This window comes from Bradyrhizobium sp. OAE829, assembly GCF_040546575.1.
In the GTDB taxonomy this organism is placed as follows: domain Bacteria; phylum Pseudomonadota; class Alphaproteobacteria; order Rhizobiales; family Xanthobacteraceae; genus Bradyrhizobium.
On sequence record NZ_JBEPOE010000001.1, the window covers coordinates 2,262,728 to 2,282,702 of the forward strand.

21 protein-coding genes, 2 pseudogenes and 1 riboswitch are annotated in these 19,975 nt (G+C 63.2%); of the genes and pseudogenes, 18 read left to right on the forward strand and 5 right to left on the reverse strand.

What is annotated here, in order from left to right; genetic code table 11:
* The first annotated feature begins 112 nt into the window (after positions 1–112).
* From ABIE49_RS10895 to ABIE49_RS10915, 5 genes are all read left to right on the forward strand, one after another.
* Positions 113–811 (forward strand): L,D-transpeptidase, encoded by a 699-nt coding sequence (locus tag ABIE49_RS10895; protein WP_192738116.1) that lies wholly within the window; start codon positions 113–115, stop codon positions 809–811.
* Positions 812–1,032: 221 nt separating this feature from the next.
* Positions 1,033–2,010, forward strand: coding sequence for a Bug family tripartite tricarboxylate transporter substrate binding protein (locus ABIE49_RS10900; protein WP_192738117.1), 978 nt, complete (start codon positions 1,033–1,035; stop codon positions 2,008–2,010).
* Between the two features lie 392 nt (positions 2,011–2,402).
* Positions 2,403–2,768, forward strand: coding sequence for a GYD domain-containing protein (locus ABIE49_RS10905; RefSeq protein ID WP_354066751.1), 366 nt, complete (start codon positions 2,403–2,405; stop codon positions 2,766–2,768).
* Positions 2,769–3,521: 753 nt separating this feature from the next.
* Positions 3,522–5,108, forward strand: coding sequence for an N-acyl-D-amino-acid deacylase family protein (locus ABIE49_RS10910; protein WP_192738118.1), 1,587 nt, complete (start codon positions 3,522–3,524; stop codon positions 5,106–5,108).
* A gap of 215 nt (positions 5,109–5,323) precedes the next feature.
* Complete coding sequence (locus tag ABIE49_RS10915; protein WP_192738119.1) at positions 5,324–6,892, forward strand: DUF4403 family protein; 1,569 nt, start codon at positions 5,324–5,326, stop codon at positions 6,890–6,892.
* 227 nt (positions 6,893–7,119) lie between these two features.
* Here the strand turns inward: ABIE49_RS10915 and ABIE49_RS10920 are convergent, their stop codons facing one another.
* The 4 genes from ABIE49_RS10920 to ABIE49_RS10935 all read right to left on the reverse strand — a co-directional run bounded on the left by ABIE49_RS10920 (position 7,120) and on the right by ABIE49_RS10935 (position 9,251).
* A complete protein-coding gene (locus ABIE49_RS10920; protein ID WP_192738120.1) occupies positions 7,120–7,332 on the reverse strand; it encodes a dodecin family protein in 213 nt (70 codons plus the stop codon).
* A 191-nt stretch (positions 7,333–7,523) separates the two neighbouring features.
* Positions 7,524–8,051 (reverse strand): PRC-barrel domain-containing protein, encoded by a 528-nt coding sequence (locus ABIE49_RS10925; RefSeq protein WP_192738121.1) that lies wholly within the window; start codon positions 8,049–8,051, stop codon positions 7,524–7,526.
* Positions 8,052–8,142: 91 nt separating this feature from the next.
* Positions 8,143–8,520: a PRC-barrel domain-containing protein gene (locus tag ABIE49_RS10930; protein ID WP_192738122.1), complete on the reverse strand. Its 378-nt coding sequence runs from the start codon at positions 8,518–8,520 to the stop codon at positions 8,143–8,145.
* A gap of 143 nt (positions 8,521–8,663) precedes the next feature.
* A complete protein-coding gene (locus tag ABIE49_RS10935) occupies positions 8,664–9,251 on the reverse strand; it encodes a hypothetical protein (RefSeq protein ID WP_192738123.1) in 588 nt (195 codons plus the stop codon).
* 183 nt (positions 9,252–9,434) lie between these two features.
* On the opposite strand from ABIE49_RS10935, the gene ABIE49_RS10940 reads away from it, so the two are divergent.
* Complete coding sequence (locus tag ABIE49_RS10940) at positions 9,435–10,184, forward strand: response regulator (protein ID WP_192738124.1); 750 nt, start codon at positions 9,435–9,437, stop codon at positions 10,182–10,184.
* 2 nt (positions 10,185–10,186) lie between these two features.
* Complete coding sequence (locus ABIE49_RS10945; protein WP_192738125.1) at positions 10,187–11,512, forward strand: ATP-binding protein; 1,326 nt, start codon at positions 10,187–10,189, stop codon at positions 11,510–11,512.
* A 68-nt stretch (positions 11,513–11,580) separates the two neighbouring features.
* Here ABIE49_RS10945 and ABIE49_RS10950 read toward each other — a convergent pair whose 3' ends face one another.
* Positions 11,581–12,015, reverse strand: coding sequence for a PaaD family protein (locus ABIE49_RS10950; protein WP_354066752.1), 435 nt, complete (start codon positions 12,013–12,015; stop codon positions 11,581–11,583).
* Between the two features lie 40 nt (positions 12,016–12,055).
* On the opposite strand from ABIE49_RS10950, the pseudogene ABIE49_RS10955 reads away from it, so the two are divergent.
* The 11 genes and pseudogenes from ABIE49_RS10955 to ABIE49_RS11005 form a co-directional block, all read left to right on the forward strand.
* A pseudogene (locus tag ABIE49_RS10955) lies at positions 12,056–12,520 on the forward strand (transglycosylase SLT domain-containing protein); the annotation flags it as partial.
* A gap of 236 nt (positions 12,521–12,756) precedes the next feature.
* Positions 12,757–12,888, forward strand: a riboswitch (TPP riboswitch).
* Positions 12,876–13,889: an FAD-dependent oxidoreductase gene (locus ABIE49_RS10960; RefSeq protein ID WP_192738127.1), complete on the forward strand. Its 1,014-nt coding sequence runs from the start codon at positions 12,876–12,878 to the stop codon at positions 13,887–13,889. Its footprint overlaps the riboswitch before it by 13 nt.
* Entirely contained in the window at positions 13,880–14,077 is a 198-nt protein-coding gene (thiS, locus tag ABIE49_RS10965; RefSeq protein ID WP_192738128.1) for a sulfur carrier protein ThiS, read from the forward strand. Before ABIE49_RS10960 ends, thiS begins: the two co-directional genes overlap by 10 nt.
* Before the next feature lie 178 nt (positions 14,078–14,255).
* Positions 14,256–15,038, forward strand: a complete 783-nt coding sequence (locus ABIE49_RS10970; RefSeq protein WP_192738129.1) for a thiazole synthase — start codon at positions 14,256–14,258, stop codon at positions 15,036–15,038.
* A pseudogene (locus ABIE49_RS10975) lies at positions 15,025–15,634 on the forward strand (thiamine phosphate synthase). The gene ABIE49_RS10970 and the pseudogene ABIE49_RS10975 overlap by 14 nt, the downstream one beginning before the upstream one ends.
* Positions 15,635–15,854: 220 nt before the next feature.
* Positions 15,855–17,771: a phosphomethylpyrimidine synthase ThiC gene (gene thiC, locus ABIE49_RS10980; RefSeq protein ID WP_192738131.1), complete on the forward strand. Its 1,917-nt coding sequence runs from the start codon at positions 15,855–15,857 to the stop codon at positions 17,769–17,771.
* A 72-nt stretch (positions 17,772–17,843) separates the two neighbouring features.
* Positions 17,844–18,203: a hypothetical protein gene (locus tag ABIE49_RS10985; RefSeq protein ID WP_192738132.1), complete on the forward strand. Its 360-nt coding sequence runs from the start codon at positions 17,844–17,846 to the stop codon at positions 18,201–18,203.
* 124 nt (positions 18,204–18,327) lie between these two features.
* Positions 18,328–18,726 carry a hypothetical protein gene (locus ABIE49_RS10990; RefSeq protein WP_192738133.1) on the forward strand — a complete coding sequence of 133 codons (399 nt, stop codon included), beginning with the start codon at positions 18,328–18,330 and terminating at the stop codon, positions 18,724–18,726.
* A gap of 63 nt (positions 18,727–18,789) precedes the next feature.
* On the forward strand, positions 18,790–19,170 hold the full coding sequence (locus tag ABIE49_RS10995) for a hypothetical protein (protein WP_354066753.1): 381 nt from the start codon (positions 18,790–18,792) through the stop codon (positions 19,168–19,170).
* Positions 19,167–19,373 (forward strand): type II toxin-antitoxin system RelE/ParE family toxin, encoded by a 207-nt coding sequence (locus ABIE49_RS11000; RefSeq protein ID WP_192738134.1) that lies wholly within the window; start codon positions 19,167–19,169, stop codon positions 19,371–19,373. The genes ABIE49_RS10995 and ABIE49_RS11000 overlap by 4 nt, the downstream gene beginning before the upstream one ends.
* Before the next feature lie 151 nt (positions 19,374–19,524).
* The gene (locus ABIE49_RS11005) at positions 19,525–19,806 is read left to right on the forward strand and encodes a helix-turn-helix domain-containing protein (RefSeq protein ID WP_192738135.1); all 282 of its coding nucleotides are present in this window, start codon (positions 19,525–19,527) and stop codon (positions 19,804–19,806) included.
* Positions 19,807–19,975: the final 169 nt, after the last annotated feature.

Sequence of the window (19,975 nt, forward strand, 5' to 3'; positions counted from 1 at the left end):
AAACCATTTTGGCGGCATTGTGCAAATGTCCTGAAACGGTTCGCCTGTACTGGTTTGCCTCAACGACGCGCTGGAACTGGCGCGACAGGGCGCAAACTGAAGGGGACGACCGATGTTCAACTCATTCAAGCTGAATCCTCGCAAATTGAATACCCGCCTCGCCGCCGCCGCTTTCGGCGCCATCGCGATTGGCGCGACTGCATTTTCCGCACCCGCCGCCGCGGCCCCGCTGCCGCTGTTTCCCTTCTTCATGGCGCCCCCGGTTGAAGCCGCTCCGCCGCCGGTCGCGGTTGCCCCCTCGCAGGACGAAGAGCGCTTCGAACTGCCCGCCCGCCTGCGCCGCCAGGTCGTGAACTACAACACCCGCGAAGCTCCGGGCACCATCATCATCGACACTCCCAACACCTATCTCTATCTGGTGATGGGCAACGGCCAGGCGATGCGCTACGGCATCGGCATCGGCCGCGACGGTTTCACCTGGTCCGGCACGCAGACGATCACCAAGAAGGCGGAATGGCCGGCCTGGACGCCACCCCCGGAAATGATTGCCCGCCAGCCCTACCTGCCGCGCCACATGACCGGTGGCCCGGGTAACCCGCTCGGCGCCCGCGCGATGTATCTCGGCGGCACCATCTATCGGATCCACGGCACCAACATGCCGGAGACGATTGGCACCCGCGTTTCCTCCGGTTGTCTGCGCCTCACCAATGAAGACGTCAGCGACCTCTATTCGCGGGTCAGCGTCGGCACCAAGGTGATCGTGCTGCCGATGACGGATCGCCGCGCCGACCTCGGCCGCACCATCCGCTAAGACTTTCAATCTTCGAAATCCAAAAACGGCTCCGGCATTCGCCGGGGCCGTTTTTGCGTTGCGGCGTTCGCGCTCGCCAATCCAATCCTCCAAAAACATCTCCACGCACGGCCGAAGTGCGATACGTTCATTGAGAACTCGGCAAGTGGAAGCAACGCCGTCGCTGTGTTCAGCGGTCATAAAAGGCGGAATAACGCCGCCGTCGATTAAAGGGAGGATTCATGAAGCTTCAGCGCCGTCGATTTTTGAATCTGGCAGCGGGTGCTGCCGCGTTCCCGGCTGCTACGCGGATGGCGCGGGCGCAGACCTACCCGTCGCGGCCGGTTCGGATCATCGCAGGCTTTGCTGCCGGCGGCATCGTCGACATCCTGGCGCGCATCATTGGCCAGGCGTTGTCGGAGCGCCTCGGACAACCCTTCGTCGTCGAGAACCGTCTGGGCGCCGGCAGCAACATCGCCACCGAAGCCGTCGTTCGAGCGTCGCCCGATGGCCATACGCTGCTCCTGATCAGCGTCGGCAATGCAATCAGCCCGGCGCTCTACGACAATCTCAGTTTCAATTTCATCCGCGACATCTCACCGGTCGCGGCCATCATGCGTGTACCGAATGTCATGGAGGTAACTCCATCCCTGCCGGTCAAAAACGTTCCCGAACTCATTGCTTATGCCAAGGCCAATCCCGGCAGCATCAGCTACGGGTCGGCCGGCATCGGAACCTCCGTCCATGTCTGCGCCGAGTTGTTCAAGCAAATGACCGGCGTCGACATGGTTCATGTGCCGTATCGCGGCATGCCGGGCGTGCTGACCGACCTGCTGAGTGGCCGAATACAGGTCGCCTTCGATAACGTCTCCAACTCGATCGAACACATCAGAACTGGCCGACTGCGCGCATTGGCGGTCACAACCGCGACACGCTGGCATGGCTTGCCGGATATTCCGACGGTAGGCGACAGCGTCCCGGGCTTCGAGGCGAGCGCGTTTTTCGGCGTCGGCGCCCCGAAGGACACGCCCGCCGAAATTGTTGCCCTGCTCAACAAGGAGATCAACGCGATCCTCGCCAGCCCTGTGGCAAGGGCGCGGCTTACCGATCTCGGCGGCACGATGCTTTCAGGCTCGCCTGCCGACTTCGGCAAGTTCATCGCCGATGAAACCGAGAAATGGGGCAAGGTGATCCGCACGGCTAACATCAAGGCGGAATGACCGGGTTCGTCGGGGACCTTGAGAAGCCGGTCGCCAGCGAGCCGTCGCCCAATCCAGCCTCACGGACAGGATCAACCTCAGCGTTGCTGAGGCCTTCGTCAACGTCGGCTCGCTGACTTAAGCTCAACCTACACATGCGTCATAGGCTGTGCAAATTTGCGGGCGGATTGTTTGGTCGGAGATTTTCAATTGAGCCGAACGGCCCGAGGCCAAGCGCTCTTCCGCATGACCCGTGATTGATGTAGACTAATGGATAACCGCACGCGGGCAGTGCCGAAGGCCCGTCGGAGTACTAGCGGTATTTTTGCCCACGGCGGGCATTGCAATGTTCATCTCCACGTTTTGGGGCCCGATCCATTCTCAATGGAGTCGGCAGGAAGGCGTGCGCCTCGTTGATCAACCACACCCAACAGGAGAACATCATGCATTTTTGTATGACAGCACAATATACGCCTCAGGCTCTCAACAAGATCATGGAAAATCCCAAGACCAATCGCCATGAAGCGGCGAAGAAGCTGATCGAAGCAGCTGGTGGCAAATTACTCTCGATGTACAGCACCGCCGCCGATGGTCCCGGCGTTCTGGTAATCTTCGATGTACCAGACCCCAATGCAGCACCGGCCATTTCAGGCACGGTGGTGGCATCCGGTACCATCCACAATGTACACCTCACTCGTTTGTGGACGCAGGATGAAATCACGCTGGTTCGCCAGAAGGCGGTCCAGCTTCGTGGCTCCTACACGCCGCCCGGCGGCTAGTCAGTAGAGGGTGAGCCCAACGGGCCCGCGCAAAGCGCTGCCCGTTGGGCCCCGCTCGCAACTCTATCCTGCGCCGACGACGAACGATCGTCGTCCGCGCTCGATAGGCGGAGATCTTGGTGAAGATGCGCGGCGCCTTCGCTGATCCTTGGCGAAAGCCGGTCGCCAGCGAGCCGGCGCCCAATCCAGCCTCACGGACAGGATCAACCTCAGCGTTGCTGAGGCCTTCGTCACCGTCGGCTCGCTGACCGGGTTGAACCTATACATCCATCGCCGCCCGCGCAAATTTGCGTGTGGACTGTTTTGTCAGCGCTCGATTTCCTCGCCGAGGCGATCCGAGCATTCGCAGTCAATCAGGTCGGTCTTCACGGAAATCCATTCAAGAAATTTGCAATTAATGCCCCCGTCGTCGGGCCGGCTCCGTCGAAGCCTCGTCAAAGCGGAAGCGCCAGCGAGCCGAAGCCAATCCAGCCTCACGGACAGGATCAACCTCAGCAGTGCTGAGGCCTTCGTCAACTACGGTTCGCTGACTTCGAGTGAATCTACACCGTCGCCACCAGCGCAAATCCTCGTGCCAGGTCCGGCCTGTCCAATGTGAATTTTGCATTGGATCGGTCAGATCGCGCCAACTAGTATCCCGCCGGACATCACGATCAATTCCCAAGACTTTCAATTCCCAAGACTTGGCGGCAACGACGATGACGCTCCTCGCCGCGCTGTTCCAGGGACGCCGTCCGCCTGCGGAGATTGCCAATGAAATGCACGCCTGCCCTGCTTGCCGCCGTGTGCGCCGGATTCATCGCGAACGCCGGCGCAGCCGTCGCACAGCAGACTGCCGATCTCGCCATCCGGGGTGGCACCATCTACACCGGTGGCGACGAAGCCCCGCTTGTCGGCGACATCGCGGTCACCGCGGACAAGATCGTCTATGTCGGCCCTTCCGCCGGCGCACCTGCCGCAACAGCGAACATCGCCGGGCAGGGCATGATCGTGGCGCCCGGATTCATTGACGTTCATACCCACCCGGAGAGCTTCATCCGCTCGCCCGATGCGGCCAAGCGCCTGAACGCGCCGTGGCAGATGCAGGGTGTCTCGACCATCTTCATCGGCGTCGACGGCAGGGGCGATCCGGCGGTGGCCGCCGATCACGCCCGGCTGGAAGCGGAGAAGATCGGCACCAACATCGCCAGCTATGTCGGGTTCGGCGCGGTGCGCGAGGCGGTGCTCGGCCATAATGCCCGCGCGCCCACCCCACCGGAACTGGAGCGCATGAAGGAACTCGTCGCCAAGGGCATGTGCGAGGGGGCGATCGGGCTTTCCGCCGGGCTGTTCTACGCCCCGCAGAGTTTCGCCAAGACTGACGAGGTGGTGGCCCTGGCCAGGGAGGCCGCCCGGCGCGACGGCATCTATGACACCCATCAGCGCGACGAGAGCTCCTACTCCATCGGCCTGATGAACTCGGCCAGGGAGGTTTTGCAGATCGGCCGCGAAGCCGAGATCCCAGTCCATTTCGCGCATCTGAAAGCGCTCGGCGTCGATCTGCAGGGACAGGTGCCGGATGTGATCCGGCTGATCGAGGCGGCGAGAGCGACCGGCCAGCGGGTGACGGCCGACCAGTATCCATGGCTGGCGTCGAGCACCAGCCTCGACGCTGCGCTCGTGCCGCGCTGGGCGGTCGACGGTGGCTATCCGGCCATGATCCAGCGCTTCGATGATCCGGCGGCGATGGTCAGGATACGCGTTGAGATGATCGAGAACCTGCGACGCCGCGGCGGCGCCGAATCGATCCTGCTGACCAGCGTCGAGCGGCCATGGACCGGCAAGCGGCTTTCGGAGATGGCGGAAACATGGAAGGTCGAACCGGTCGACGCCGCGGTGCGGATTCTCCGCGCCAATGTCAAGGACTCGATCGCCTCGTTCAACATGATCGACAGCGACGTCGACCTCGTCATGAAGCAACCGTGGGTGGTCACCGGCTCTGACGGCACCGATGGCCATCCCCGCCAATATGCGACCTTTCCGCAAAAATATTCGGTCTATGTCCAGGAGAGGCACGTCATCGACCTGAAGACGTTCATCCGCCAGTCCACCGGCCTGTCGGCCGACATTTTCAAGCTCGACCGGCGCGGTTATTTGCGGCCCGGCTATTTTGCCGACGTCGTGGTGTTCGACCCTGCCCGCTACGCCCCCAGGGCGGACTATGTGCGCCCTCGCGAACTGAGCGTCGGCGTGCAGACACTATTGGTCAATGGGGCGGCCTCCGTTCTGAACGGCAAACTGACCGCCGTAGCTGCCGGCCGCGCGCTCAAGCACACGCCGCCAGCTGGAACCTGCCCTTGAGAACCGACGGTGCCGCGGGCTGGCCGAACAGCAACGGGCTCGCCGGGCGCCGGCGTTAACGCATCCGACGACCGGCCTGATCCCGCTCTGGCGCCGCCCGCCCCGTCCCTGTAAAACTCCCGCCGGAGCCGGTAGGGCTCCAGCCTTGTTTTTGACGCGTTTTCTTCGCGCGAAGCGGTCCGAAAATGCCAGGGCTTAATCGGTCCGGGGGGACGATGCGTCTGCCGATGCATTCCAAGACGATCCTGATCGGGGCCGCGGTGATCGCGGTCTCGTTTCTGATCAGCCTGAAAGCGATGGATTGGCTGGCGCCGCGCGGCACGGTCAAGCCGCCGCCGCTTGTCGAATTGCCGCCGCTCGCTCCCGCCCCGCGCAGCTCCACCGTGATGGCGCCGATCGCGGTGGCGCTGACGGCGATCCGCGACGCCGCCGATCGCAGTTCGCCGCGCGCCTTCAACGGCAAGGCCGAAAATCCCATTTCGCAGATCCTGCAGAACGCCGATATCGGCTGGACCGCCTCGCGCGGACCGATCGCCGCCACCGGCGCGCAGGACGCGCTGACGCTGACGACGCCGCTGACCGGGACGCTCAACGTCACCGGTTCGCTGTCTGCCAAGGCAACGGGCGCGGTCGGCGACGCGCTCGGCGGCCTGCTCGGCGGCAACGTCGCCAAACAGATCGGCAGCGTGAACATCAAGAACCTCAACGCGTCAGCCGAGATCAAGGGCAATGTCGTCATCACCGCGCGACCGAAGATCGCCGCCGCCTGGCGCATCGAGCCCAATCTCGCCGCGCAGGTGAATCTGGGCGACACCAGCCTTATGATGGCCGGTGCCCGCATCAACGTGCCGGCCCAGGTCAAGCCGCTGATCGACAAGACGGTCGCCGATCAGATCAATCTGGTGCAGGCGCGGATGCGTAACGATCCGGCATTTGAAAACAACGCGAAGGTGCAATGGGCCAAGGCCTGCCGCTCGATCCCGCTGCAGGGCACCGGCGCCAGCTCATCGCTGCCGGCGCTGTGGCTGGAGCTGCGGCCGACCCGGGCGATCGCCGCCCAACCGCGTGTCGACGCGCAGGCGCTGATACTGACGCTCGGCATCGAGGCGGAGACCCGCATCACCCCTGTCGAGACCAAGCCCAGTTGCCCGTTCCCCGCCACCATCTCGATCGTGCCGCCGACGCCGGGCCGGGTCGCGATCGGCGTCCCCGTCGACATGCCCTTCACCGACATCAACAAGATCGTCGAGGCGCAGTTCGCCGGAAAGACCTTTCCCGAGGACGGTTCGGGTTCGGTCGACGTCACCGTGAAGCGCGCCACGGTAGCGGCATCCGGCAATCGCCTGCTGATTTCGCTGTTGGTGAACGCCAAGGAGAAGAAGAGTTTCTTCGGCTTCGGCGGCGAGGCCAATGTTCATATCTGGGGCAAGCCGGTGCTCGATCAGGCGCAGCAGACCCTGCGGCTGACAGATGTCGAGCTCGCGGTCGAGTCGGAAGCGGCGTTCGGCCTGCTCGGTGCCGCCGCGCGCGCGGCGATGCCTCATCTGCAGAAGGCGCTGGCGGACAAGGCCACCGTCGACCTCAAGCCATTCGCCAGCAATGCGCAGAAAAAAATCGCCGCCGTGATCGCGGATTTCCAGAAGAACGAAGACGGCATTCGCGTCGCCGCCGAGATCACCAAGCTCAGATTGGCCGACATCGCCTTCGATTCAAAAACGCTGCGCGTGATCGCGGAAGCCGAAGGCGCCATCAATGTGTTTGTGACCACGCTGCCGGGATTGTGAGCGCGGGAATGCGACAGGACTACTGCGCGACCCTCATGGTGAGGAAGCGCCCTTGCGCCGTCTCGAACCATGAGAGCCCCGATGCCGCCATCCTTCGAGACGCGGCGAAGACGCCGCTCCCTCGGTGAGCGCAAAGCGCTCATCCGGGGATGAGGACGGAAGGCGGCAGGCAAAGAAAATGGTGGGCACGGCGCTTGCGCGCCTTTGCCCACCCTACGCTTCTTCTCTCACCCTTCGAATTTGAACGAGACTTTCACCTTGGCGCGGTAGGCTTCGACCTTGCCCTTGGCGTCCAGTTGCAGATCGAGCTGCACGATTTCGGCGACGCGAAGATTGCGCAAGGATTTTCCGGCCCTCGCGACGGCCGCGGTCGCGGCCTTTTCCCAGGAGTCCTTGCTGGTACCGATCAGCTCAATCACCTTGTAGACGCTCTCAGCCATGTCGTCCTCCCGTTGATGTTACAGGCAGGACGTAAGGTGCTCCTGCCGCGCCTCAGCCTAACATCGCAATTTCAGGCCTGATAGGATGCGGTGCAGCAATTGCACGCAGAGCGAGCTCCAGCAAAACAAAAGGCCGGGCGGCAATGATGCCGTCCGGCCTTTCAGATCAGTCCCGACTTAAAGTCGCGAGCTTAGTTGGTCGAATATTTGAACTCGCTCATCGCCTTCAGCTCATCCTTGGTCGCGCTGAGCACGGCGTGATCCGGATACCAGGGATTCGGCTTTGCCGCAGGCGCCGTGGCCGCACCCGTGGTCGTGGTCGATCCCGGCCGTGCGCCGCCGCTGGCGGGCGCGTTTGCGGCGCCGGTATAGGCGACGGGCTCCATGACGAACTTCACCTTGTCGAGCGGCACCGCAACCAGATGCTCGCCGACGCCGAGGAAGCCGCCAACGCCGATCACGACGGCCTTGATGTCACCGCTCTTGTCGGTGAGCAGGTCGTTGATCGAGCCAAGGCTTTCATTCTTGTCGTTGTACACGTTCAAGCCGACCATCTTCGAGGCGCGCCAGGTACCCTGGAACGACGAAGACATGTCCGACGCTGTCGCAGGCGCTGGCGCCTTGCTCGGTTCAGCGGGAGTCGTCGGCGACTGTGCGAACGCGACAGATGCAAGCAACGCAGAGCCGGCCAGGCCGGCGATGGTATATTTGGCTAACATATCGGTTCTCCTCAGTTTCGAAATCGTGCTGAGAAAACCCGCCACACGAGCAACTGTTCCAGCGATTTAATGATGGAACACAGGAACGATTTCAGAATCCACCCCAGTACGGTGGCATGCCGTAGTAGCGATGCAGTTCCGCCTCCTGCGCGCGATCGCCCCAATCGAAATCCTTGTCGGCGCGGAACGACGGCGCGCGCCTCAACTCTTCATCGTCGATATCGAGTTCGTAAGCTTCGAATTTGCTGTTGTATCTCAGCCGGCCCCAGGGCAACGGAAGCAGGCTGGTGCCCATGCCCAGGAACCCGCCGAAGCTCAACACGGCGTAAGATACTTTGCCGGAGATCTTGTCGATCATCAGCCGTTCGATATGACCGATCATGTCGCCATTCGGTCGTCGCACCGCGGTGCCTTCGACACGATCGCTCGCGATCAACTGATGCGGCTTGGTCATGACGTCGATTGCCATCGGACCCTCCACACATGAATCAAGGGTCTAACGTTCCAGCCGGTGGCCGGTTCCCGCACCGCAAAATGAGACAGCCACCCTTCCCTTTTGGCAAGGATGGCTGCAAAGGATGGCTGCGTTGCACGCTGCGCAGAAAAAAGACGTCAGCTCCGGTAGTCGATCAGCAGCGCCGAGAACGACGCACTGGTGCTCGATGTGCCCGAACTGCCGGTCGCGCTGTAGCTCGTGGATGACGACGCCGACAGTGATTCCTGCAGCGTCTGCAAAAACTGCTTGAGGATGTCGTCGAGCGAAGTGTTGCTCGAAGAACTGTCGTCACTCGAGGACGCGCTATCAGCGGGCGGCGGACCGCCGGGAGGCAGACCACCGGCGCCCCCGGGTCCACCCGGACCGCCCGGACCAGCCCCGCCGGGGCCATTGGCGAAGGCGGCCTTGAAGACGCCCTGCAATTCGGTGGCCTGCTCGCTGGTCAGCTTGCCGCTGGAAACCTGGCTGCTGATCAGATCGTCGATCTTCGACTTCATCTCCTCGGGCGAGGGCCTCGTGCCGCTGGCCTGGTCGCTGGCCCGGCTGGACTGCATCGCCGAGTCGATATCGGTCAGCGCCGCCGACAGCGCATCCTTGTCCGACGAGCTGATGACGCCGGAATTGACTTCGGACAGCAACTCGTTCTGCAACTTCTGAAGGGGCGACTGGTAGGACTGGGCCGAGGCCGCCGAAATCGAGGTCATGATGGCTCCAAAGTTTCGTAGCAAGCAGTGATAAGAGACGTCGCGACCGTAGGGTTAACGGTCTTAACGAGGTCTTTGCAGCCGCTCCCTGGCCTGTTGCCCCGTATTGCCCGACTCCAACTGGAAACATTCGGAAACAAAAATCCTTCGCCGGCATCCCCGAATCACCGACAAAAGGTCGACATGGCCCAGGCACAACCCAACATCCTCGTCGTCGAGGACGATCGCGAGACGCGTACGCTGATCGCGAAATATCTGCGCAACAATTCCTGCAACGTCACGACGGCGAGCGACGGAAAGGAGATGGCCCGCGCCATGACCGACCATCGCGTCGACTTGCTGATCCTCGACGTGATGCTGCCCGGCGAGGACGGTCTCAGCCTGTGCCGCAAGGTGCGCGCGACGTCGCAGACCCCGATCATCATGCTCACCGCGCGCGGCGAGGACGTCGACCGCATCCTTGGCCTCGAGATGGGCGCCGACGATTATCTGCCAAAACCGTTCAACCCGCGCGAATTGCTGGCGCGGATCAACGCGGTGCTGCGCCGGCAGGCCGCCGCGCAAACCGCCAGCGCGGTCGAAGGCAGCGTGCTGACATTCCTGGGTTGGCGGATCGACTGCCGGCTGCGCGAGCTGCGCAATCCCGAGGGCGCACGCGTCGCCATGACCAGCGCCGAGTTCGACCTGCTGCGGACCTTCTGCGAGCGGCCCGGCCGCGTGCTGTCGCGCGACAGCCTGCTCGACCTCACCCAGGGCCGCAACGCCGGCTCGCTCGAGCGCTCTATCGACGTGCTGGTCAGCCGCATCCGCCGCAAGATCGAACCCGATCCGCAGGACGCCACCATGATCAAGACGGTGCGCTCGGGGGGCTACATGTTCACGCCGAGGGTTGAAGCGACAGGAATAGAGGCAGTGACCGCCGGCGGCAGGTGACCATGAAGCTTTTGGGCTTTTTGAATCTTCGCGGCATCAGCGGCCAGATCGCGGCCCTCGTCATCGTCTCGATCGCAGCGCTGCATCTGATCATCACCGCGGGTTTCTGGCTGCACCGGCCGGACCAGCCCGACCCGTCATTCGACCGCGGGCACGGCGAGCTTGCCAGCGCGGTCCAACTGCTCGGTGCGGCGCCCGCCCCCGAACGGCCGCGGCTGTCAGGCGACATCGCGCGCGCCTTTCCGCAACTCGGCCTCCAGATCCTGCCGCCGGGTTTGACGCCGGAGTTGCGCGAACCCGAGGGCAATCTGCGCGGCCTGCAGCGGCGGCTCGGCCGCGATTATCGCATCTTCGCGCTGCCGCCTGACCGAGACGTCCGCAAGATCGGCGTGGCCTTGCCGGACGGCGCGATGGTTTCGGCGAACCTGATGCCGGACCAGCACCGGCCACCCTTCCTGGGCGGGCCGTGGATGATGACGCTGCTGTTTGCGGTCATCAGCGTCACCCTGCTCGGCCTTTGGGCGGCCCGCGCGCTGACCGCGCCATTGTCGTCGTTCGCCAAGGCCGCCGAAAGTTTCAGCCTCAACGGTGCGGCGGCGCCGCTGCCCGAGCGCGGACCGGAGGAAATCCGCTCGGTCGCACGGGCGCTGAACCGGATGCGTGCGCGCATCACCGGGCTGATCGACGACCGCACCAAAATGCTCGCCGCCATCAGCCACGACCTGCGCACGCCGATCACACGAATGCGGCTGCGCTCCGAGTTCATCGAGGACGAAACCCATCGCAGCCGCATGCTTTGCGATCTCGACCAGATGCGTTCGATGCTGGAATCGGTGCTGTCGTTCCTGCGCAACGACCGCAGGCTTGAATCGATGACGCTGGCCGACGTCGCCAGCACGCTGCAATTGATCACCGATCAATTCGGCGACATGGGGCGCAAGGTCGCATACGACGGCCCCGCGCATGCGATGGCGACGGTGCGGCCGGACGATCTGCACCGCAGCGTCACCAACCTCGTGGAAAATGCCGTGCGGTTCGGCGCCGAGGCCGTCATCCGGCTTCGCGTATCTGATGACCAGATCACCATCGACGTCGAAGACGACGGCCCCGGCATTTCGGACGCGCAGAAGCAGAACATGCTGGAGCCGTTCGTGCGCGGCGACGACGCCCGCAACATGGATGAAGCCGCGGGCTTCGGCCTCGGCCTTTCCATCGCCAACGCCATCGTGCTCGCGCATGGCGGTACGCTGTCACTGCACGACCGTGAGCCGCGTGGGCTTGTGGTGCGCATCCAGCTGCCGGTTCACCAGCAGAGCGTTGCGGCGTAGATTCCAGTTTTTGACGCGTTTTGTTTACGCGAACCGGAATCCACTTCGCTCGAAAACGCTATGGCTGGTTAAGCCGCCAGCGAATCCGGATGCGATTCCTCGTAGATCGCGACCGCCTCGAACTGATAGTCGCAGGCGCGGCAATACCACAGGAAGGACGTACGGCCCGCGTTGCTTTCGATCCAGTCGGGTCTCGAGATCGGCGTTCCGCATTGGGCACAGGGATTCTCACGGGGCAAATAGCTGGAATCCAATCGAGCCATGGCGCATCTCCCCTCGCTGATATTTTTTGCTTTGTATTTGAAATAGACAGCTTTGCTGTCGAAACTGAACACGCTGTCGCGAAGTCTTTTAAACCTTCCTCGAATCATTTGCACGACATTCATGCTCGGGCGAATCGCCGCAATCCTGTTCGAACCAATCGCCGCAATGGCGTCGAATTTTTCCGCTATTGACGGTCGATCCTCCGCAATAATCGTGATACGCAAACCGTTAACGCGCAAGTTGCGCTCGAGACTCTTTGATGAAGGCTTTGATTTGTTGATGAAAGCTTTGCTGAACCTGGCCGCGTTCGCCGTCGTGGCAACTTTTTTGGTTGCGCCACCAGCTGCGGCGCAACAGCGCGCGCAATATGAAAGCCTTGTCGCCGCCCATGCCCAGGCCAACAATGTGCCGGAGGCGCTGGTGCACCGCGTGATCGTTCGCGAGAGCAAATATCATCCGGATCTGGTCGGACGCGGCGGCACCATCGGGCTGATGCAGATCAAGCTCGCGACCGCGCGCGGCGTCGGTTACACCGGCGACGCGGCGGGCCTGCGCGATCCCGCCACCAACCTCGCCTATGGCGTGAAATACCTCGCAGGCGCCTGGCGCGCCGCCAACGGCAACCAGGACCGCGCCGTGCGCCTTTATGCCGGCGGCTATTATTACGTCGCAAAGCGCCAGCGGCTGGAACGGCTGAACCAGCCCGGACCGGTGCTGGCGAGCGCCCCGCCAATGAACGTCGCGCCGGCCAGGGACGCCCCGGGGGAGGCGAACGAAGCAGCTATTGAGCCGAAAGAAGCTTCGAAACCGGCTGAAGCGGTCGAAAGGCCGAAAGCGGCGGCTACGCTCGTCCCGATCCCGAAGAAGCGTCCGAAGAAACTCGCCGAAGCGAAGCCGCAGGTTCCGCACCCGCCAGACGCCATATCAGGTGCAAACGCCGCAAAGCCGCGTTGACACGCCCCCACATCGGCCTACATTAGACCTGTTCCGAGGGGAGCTCCGATGAGGAGCTGAGATACCGCAAGCTTGGGTTCGTTCTGGCCCGGGACCGCGGTGACCCTTTGAACCTGATCCGGGTCATGCCGGCGAAGGGACAGGGATGTTTCAGGGTTTCAAGCCGCGGGGGGATTCCCCTGTATCTATTATCGGCGCCGGCATTGCCGGTGCGTGGCAGGCGTTGCTGTTCGCAGAGGCCGGCCATGCCGTCACTCTGTACGAGCGCAGTGACGCCGGGATGACGCTGTCCACCAGCCATTGGGCCGGCGGCATGCTGGCGCCGTGGTGCGAGGCCGAAGCGTCGGAACCCGTGATCGGCCGGCTCGGCATCCGCTCGCTCGACCTCTGGCGCGAGCATTTCCCGGAAACGCCGTTCAACGGTTCGCTGGTCGTGGCGCATCCGCGCGACCGCGCCGATTTCGAACGTTTTGCGAAACTCACCACCGGTCACAAGAGGCTCGACGCGCAGGGCCTGCGCGAACTCGAGCCGTCGCTGGAGGGGCGTTTCCGCGACGGGCTGTTTTACGCCGATGAGGGCCATGTCGAGCCGCGGCGCGTGCTGCCGGAACTTCACGCGCGCATCGCCGCGGCCGGCGGAAAGATCAAATTCGAGAGCGATGCCAGCGCGGACGATCTCGACGGCATCGTGATCGATTGCCGCGGCCTTGCCGCGCGCGACGCCCAGCCGGAGCTGCGCGGCGTCAAGGGCGAGATGATCATCGTCGAGACCTCGGAGGTCGAACTGGCGCGCCCGATCCGGCTGATCCATCCGCGCTGGCCGCTTTATGTGATCCCGCGCGGCGACGGCAGGTTCATGCTGGGCGCCACCTCGATCGAAGCCGAAGACACCGGCGTCAGCGTGCGCTCGGCGCTGGAGCTATTGGGCGCCGCCTACGCCGTGCACCCGGCATTCGCCGAAGCGCGCATCGTCGAATTCGGCTCGGGACTGCGCCCGGCCTTTCCCGACAATCTGCCGCGAATCGCCATCAACGATGAAAAGATCGCCGTCAACGGACTCTATCGCCACGGCTTCCTGCTGGCGCCTGCGCTCGCAGAGCTGACGCTTGGCTACATCAAGCGCGGCGTGATCGACAATGAGGTGATGCAATGCGTGTGACCATCAATGGCGAGGCGCGCGAGATCAACGCGTCGAGCGTCGATGCGCTGCTGCGCGAGCTCGAATACGAAGGCACCCATTTCGCGATCGCGCTGAACTACGACGTGCTGCCGAAGAGCCGCTGGGCCGAAACGCCGATCAAGAACGGCGACGAGATCGAGATCATCACGCCGAGGCAGGGAGGGTGAGGATGGTTCACGAAAACTCTCTCCCCACGTCGTCCCGGCCGCGTCAAACTCCGCTGTCATCGCCCGGATTGACCGGGCGACCCAGTACGCCGCGGCCTCTCGATTCAACATCACGGCCTCTGGAATACTGGATCCCCGCCTTCGCGGGGATGACAGCCTGTATGCTGGGATACCGACCATGCTGAACTTCTACGGCAAAACCTTCTCTTCCCGCCTGCTGATCGGCAGCGCGCTCTATCCCTCGCCCGCGATCATGCAAGGCGCGATCCGCGCGTCCGGCGCCAGCATCGTCACCGTGTCGCTGCGGCGGGAAGCCGCCGGCGGCAAGACCGGCGATGCGTTCTGGTCGCTGATCCGCGAGCTCGACGTATCAGTGCTGCCGAACACCGCGGGCTGCCGCAGCGTGAAGGAAGCCGTGACCACCGCGAAGCTGGCGCGCGAATTGTTCGGCACGCCCTGGATCAAGCTGGAAGTGATCGCCGACAACGACACGCTGCAGCCCGACGTGGTCGGCCTCGTCGAGGCAGCCTCCATCCTGATCAAGGAAGGCTTTGAAGTATTTCCCTACTGCACCGAAGACCTCGGCGTCGCGATGCGCCTCGTCGACGCCGGCTGCAAGGTCGTGATGCCATGGGCAGCCCCAATCGGCAGCGCCAAGGGCATCACCAACCGCGATGCGCTAAAGCTGCTGCGCGACCGGCTGCCTGACATCACGCTGGTGGTCGACGCCGGCCTGGGCGCGCCGTCGCACGCCGCCCACGCGCTCGAACTCGGCTACGACGCGGTGCTGCTCAACACCGCCATTGCAAAAGCCGCCGACCCCGTCGCGATGGCGAATGCGTTTCGTCTCGGCGTCGAGGCTGGACGTACCGCCTATGAGGCCGGGCTGATGGAAGCCCGCGATTTCGCCTCCCCTTCAACCCCTGTCATCGGGACACCGTTCTGGCATGCCGTATCCTGATAAATTCTATCCTGTCGTCGACAGCGTCAAATGGGTGGCGCGGCTAACCGCGCTCGGCGTCGGCACCATCCAGCTGCGCGCCAAGGATTTGAATGACTCCGAGGCGCTGCAGATCGTCAGCGACGCGCTCGCGGTGACCAAGGGCACGGCGACAAAGCTCGTGGTCAATGATTACTGGCGCGCGGCGATCGTCGCCGGCGCGGAGCATCTGCATCATCGGCCAGGAAGATCTCGTTGACGCCGACCTCGATGAAATCCGCAAAGCAAAGCTGACGCTCGGCATCTCCACCCACGACGATGAAGAACTGGCGACGGCCTTGCGCGCCGCGCCGGATTACATCGCCCTCGGGCCGATCTTCCCGACCACGCTCAAATCGATGCGTTTTGCCCCGCAGGGTATTCCAAAAATCACCGAATGGAAAAAGCGCATCGGCGACATCCCGCTGGTCGCGATCGGCGGCATCAAGTTCGAACAGGCTGCGGAGATTTTCGCCGCCGGCGCCGACTCGATCGCGGTGGTCTCCGACGTCACCCAGAATACCGACCCCGACGCGCGGGTGAAGCAATGGCTCGGCGAACAGTCGAAGGCTGCTTGATGAATATCGCCCGCGGATACACCCCCACCCCAACCCTCCCCCGCAAGAGCGGGAGAGGGAGCGGACCTCGCCCTTATCTTCCCTCTCCCGCTCTTGCGGGGGAGGGTGGCGCGCGCGTCGGCGCGCGACGGGTGGGGGCTCGCGCCACAAACTCTATTCCTGGATCGGCCCGCGCAGCGCGCCGGACAAACTGACAATCAGAAATTCAACGGAGGATAACATGAACATCCGCTCCAACCCCGATACCACCCTGCCCGCCGTCACCACCGGGCCGCTCCCCGCCTCGCGCAAAATCTGGGTCACGCCCGACGAGGCAGCGGATGTCCGCGTTCCCCTGCGCGAGATCATCTTGAGCGAAGGCGCCGGCGAGCCGAACCTGCCTGTCTACGACACCTCCGGCCCCTACACCGATCCTGATGTCACCATCGACGTCAACGCCGGCCTGAAGCGTGCCCGCATCGAGTGGGTGAAGGAGCGCGGCGGCGTCGAGGAATATCAGGGCCGCGACATCAAGCCGGAAGACAATGGCAATGTCGGCGCTTCCCACGCCGCCAAGGCCTTCACCGCGCACCACAAGCCGCTGCGCGGGCTGGACGGCCACATGATCACGCAGCTCGAATTCGCCCGCGCCGGCATCATCACCAAGGAGATGATCTACGTCGCGACCCGCGAGAATCTCGGCCGCAAGGTACAGCTCGAGCGCGCGGAAGCGGCGATTGCCGACGGCGAAAGCTTTGGCGCCGCGGTGCCCGCGTTCGTGACGCCGGAATTCGTGCGCTCTGAGATCGCGCGCGGCCGCGCCATCATTCCCTGCAACATCAACCATGGCGAACTCGAGCCGATGATCATCGGCCGCAACTTCCTGACCAAGATCAACGCCAATATCGGCAACTCCGCGGTGACCTCGTCGGTCGAGGAGGAAGTCGACAAGATGGTGTGGGCGATCCGCTGGGGCGCCGACACCGTGATGGACCTTTCCACCGGCCGCAACATCCACACCACGCGCGAATGGATTCTGCGCAACGCCCCGATCCCGATCGGCACCGTGCCGATCTATCAGGCGCTGGAGAAGTGCGACGGCGATCCGGTGAAACTGACCTGGGAGCTCTACAAGGACACGCTGATCGAGCAGTGCGAACAGGGCGTCGACTATTTCACCATCCACGCCGGCGTGCGCCTGCCCTACATCCACCTCACCGCCAACCGCGTCACCGGCATCGTCTCGCGCGGCGGCTCGATCATGGCGAAGTGGTGCCTGGCGCATCACAAGGAGAGCTTCCTCTACACCCACTTCGAAGAGATTTGCGATCTCATGCGCAAATACGACGTGTCGTTCTCGCTCGGCGACGGCCTGCGTCCGGGCTCGATCGCCGACGCCAACGACCGCGCGCAATTCGCCGAACTGGAGACGCTCGGCGAACTCACGCAGATCGCCTGGAAGAAGGGCTGCCAGGTCATGATCGAAGGCCCCGGCCACGTGCCGTTGCACAAGATCAAGATCAACATGGACAAGCAGCTCAAGGAATGCGGCGAGGCGCCGTTCTATACGCTTGGGCCGCTGACCACGGACATCGCGCCGGGCTACGACCACATCACGTCAGGCATCGGCGCCGCCATGATCGGCTGGTTCGGCTGCGCGATGCTCTGCTACGTCACGCCGAAGGAGCATCTCGGCCTGCCCAACCGCGACGACGTCAAAGTCGGCGTCATCACCTACAAGATCGCCGCCCACGCTTCCGATCTCGGCAAGGGCCACCCCGCAGCCCAGCTGCGCGACGACGCCCTGTCCCGCGCCCGCTTCGACTTCCGCTGGGAGGACCAGTTCAACCTCGGCCTCGATCCCGAAACCGCCCGCGCCTATCACGACGAGACGCTGCCCAAGGAAGCCCACAAGGTCGCCCATTTCTGCTCGATGTGCGGCCCAAAGTTCTGCTCGATGAAGATCACGCAGGACGTGCGCGACTACGCCGCCACGCTGAACGACCCTGATAAACGCGCGGTCGCCGGCAGCGTCGGCATGTCGATGTCAGGCGTGATCGAGGACGGCATGGCGACGATGAGCCAGAAGTTCAAGGAAATGGGCGGGCAGGTCTATCTGGATGCGGAGAAGGTGAAGGAGAGCAACAAGGTGTTGTGAGGCTTCCGCTCAAATGCGGATCGTCGGACTTGTCTTGCTGATGCTGGTGCCTTTCATGGCACCAGCATCTGGATGATTGCTTGTGTCGACGGCGTGACATGCAAGGACGTGGGGATTGCAACGGTGCTTGCTCTCTTCGTTGGTACATTTGTCGCAATTCCGGTATTCGCTTATCTGTTCGGCGCCGATTTCATCGCCAACAAATTTGGGATCCCGTGGAATCTCCTGTCCTATATTGCGCTTGTTGCGGTTGGCTGCGCTGCTTACGCCGCCATCCTGCACTACGAGAAAGGGGTTCCGTTCCCAACAACCACCGAGCGTTGGTTGGCTTTTCTATGGGACTGCCTGGCGTTACTGACGACCGCTGGCGTTCTTCTGGTAGGGCGAATTGCCAAATCCCTTCGACCTCCGCCCGCGATGAGTAATGTGTAGCAACCAATAAAGGCTAAGCAGCTTTTTCAGCAAGCGTAACCCGGATGAGCGCAGCGTTATCCGGGGATGGCAGCAGTCCCGTATATTGCTACGCTTATGCGCGCTCCACAAAATAGGACCATAAATGACCGACGATCTGACCGGCGTCTGGGACGGCACTTATATTCAGCCGTCAGTTGGAATGGTCACGTTCCTGACGACGCTCATCGATTCCGGTGGCGCGCTCGGAGGAAGCGTGACCGAACCTTGCATGACATCAGGCTGCCCGGTGAGGACCCACAATGCCTCGATCGCTGGTCAACGCTCCGGCACCATGGTGTCGTTCATCAAGACGTACGAACCGCCGGGCTACGGCTATGACAACGTCTTCTATGAAGGCGCGGTCAATGCAGACGCCACGGAAATCAGCGGCCGTTGGCGATTGCCGGGCGCCACGCTCTCGGGGACATTTTTGATGGTCCGCTCGAGCAAGACGGCGGAAACGACCGCAGCCGAAGAACAGGTCAAGGAGCCGGTGCGCTAGCGGACGCAGCTCGTAGGATGGGTTGAGCCCTTCCCAAACCCATCGGCTGTCGCGATTGCTTCGATGGGTTTCGCTTGCTCCTTCCGGGTTGAGCTTCCGCGGACGCGGTCGCTCTACCATCTCGACATGGCGCCTCTCTGCTACTATCCTCTCTGCATGAACATCATCCGCCGCACGCTGGATATCGACGCCGACACCGATGCGCGCTTGCGCGAGATGGCGAGTGAGCGCGGGCAGGAAGTCGCGGCGGTGCTCGCGGAAGCGGTGGCGCTGCTGGATTCCGTGGTCGATATCGCAGGTCCCGACATCGCGGAGGACCGCCGGCGGCTCGATGCGTTCAACCGGACCCGCGCCGCCGTGCCGCTCGACGATGTGAAGGACTGGGTGGCAAGCTGGGGTTCGGCGAACGAACGACCACGCCCCGCGCCGCGCAAGATCGGATGATCCTGCTTTCGCCCGACGCCATTGAAGACGTCGAGCGATTGCGAAGCTTTCTCGACGAGAACAATCCCGGCGCGGACGCCGACATCCGGCAGATCGTGGTCCGGTTTGCTGCGTCCGGTTACATCGTGCGCTATGCCGCCCTCCACGCAACCATGGACATCCTCATCACCCGGATATGGCACGGCCGCGAGGCACGGACCTGACTTCGTTTCTCGCACGACTGCACGCTGCCTGTCCCCCCGTTAGGATTTCGTTAACCATTTCCGCCCACCTTCCCCTCAGCGGCTTGGGGGCCGTTGATTCCTGATGCTTCTGCTCCGTGTTTGGGGGCTAGCGTTGATCGGGAGGTGTTGTATGTCCCAGGAGTTTCGTGCTCAGTCCCTTGAGCAGTCCTTTGCCGGCGCGCCGGAGTTTACGCCGCCGCATCCCCACGACCTAGCGCCCCATGAAATTGTTCCGATGCTGATCGGTTCCACCGTCGAAGCGGTCGAGCGCGAGCTCGTGGTGCAGACGCTGGTGCGGTGCGACGGCAATCGCACCCGCGCCGCGCGCGTGCTCGGCCTTTCCGTGCGCACGCTGCGCAACAAGATCCGTCAGTACACCACCGACGGGCTCGACGTTCCCGGGCCGGAGTAGAGGCGGCGCATTGCTGGCTTGCAGGGTGGATCAGACAACCCGCGTAGATGGGGTAACGGGCCCCGGTCTGCCTTCCAAGCAAGCCGCGCTTGCTACGGCGCTGTTGGGTGCGCGCTTCGCGCGGCTTGCTTGGAAGGCGGGCGGTCGTCCCTCACATGGATGGTGTTTA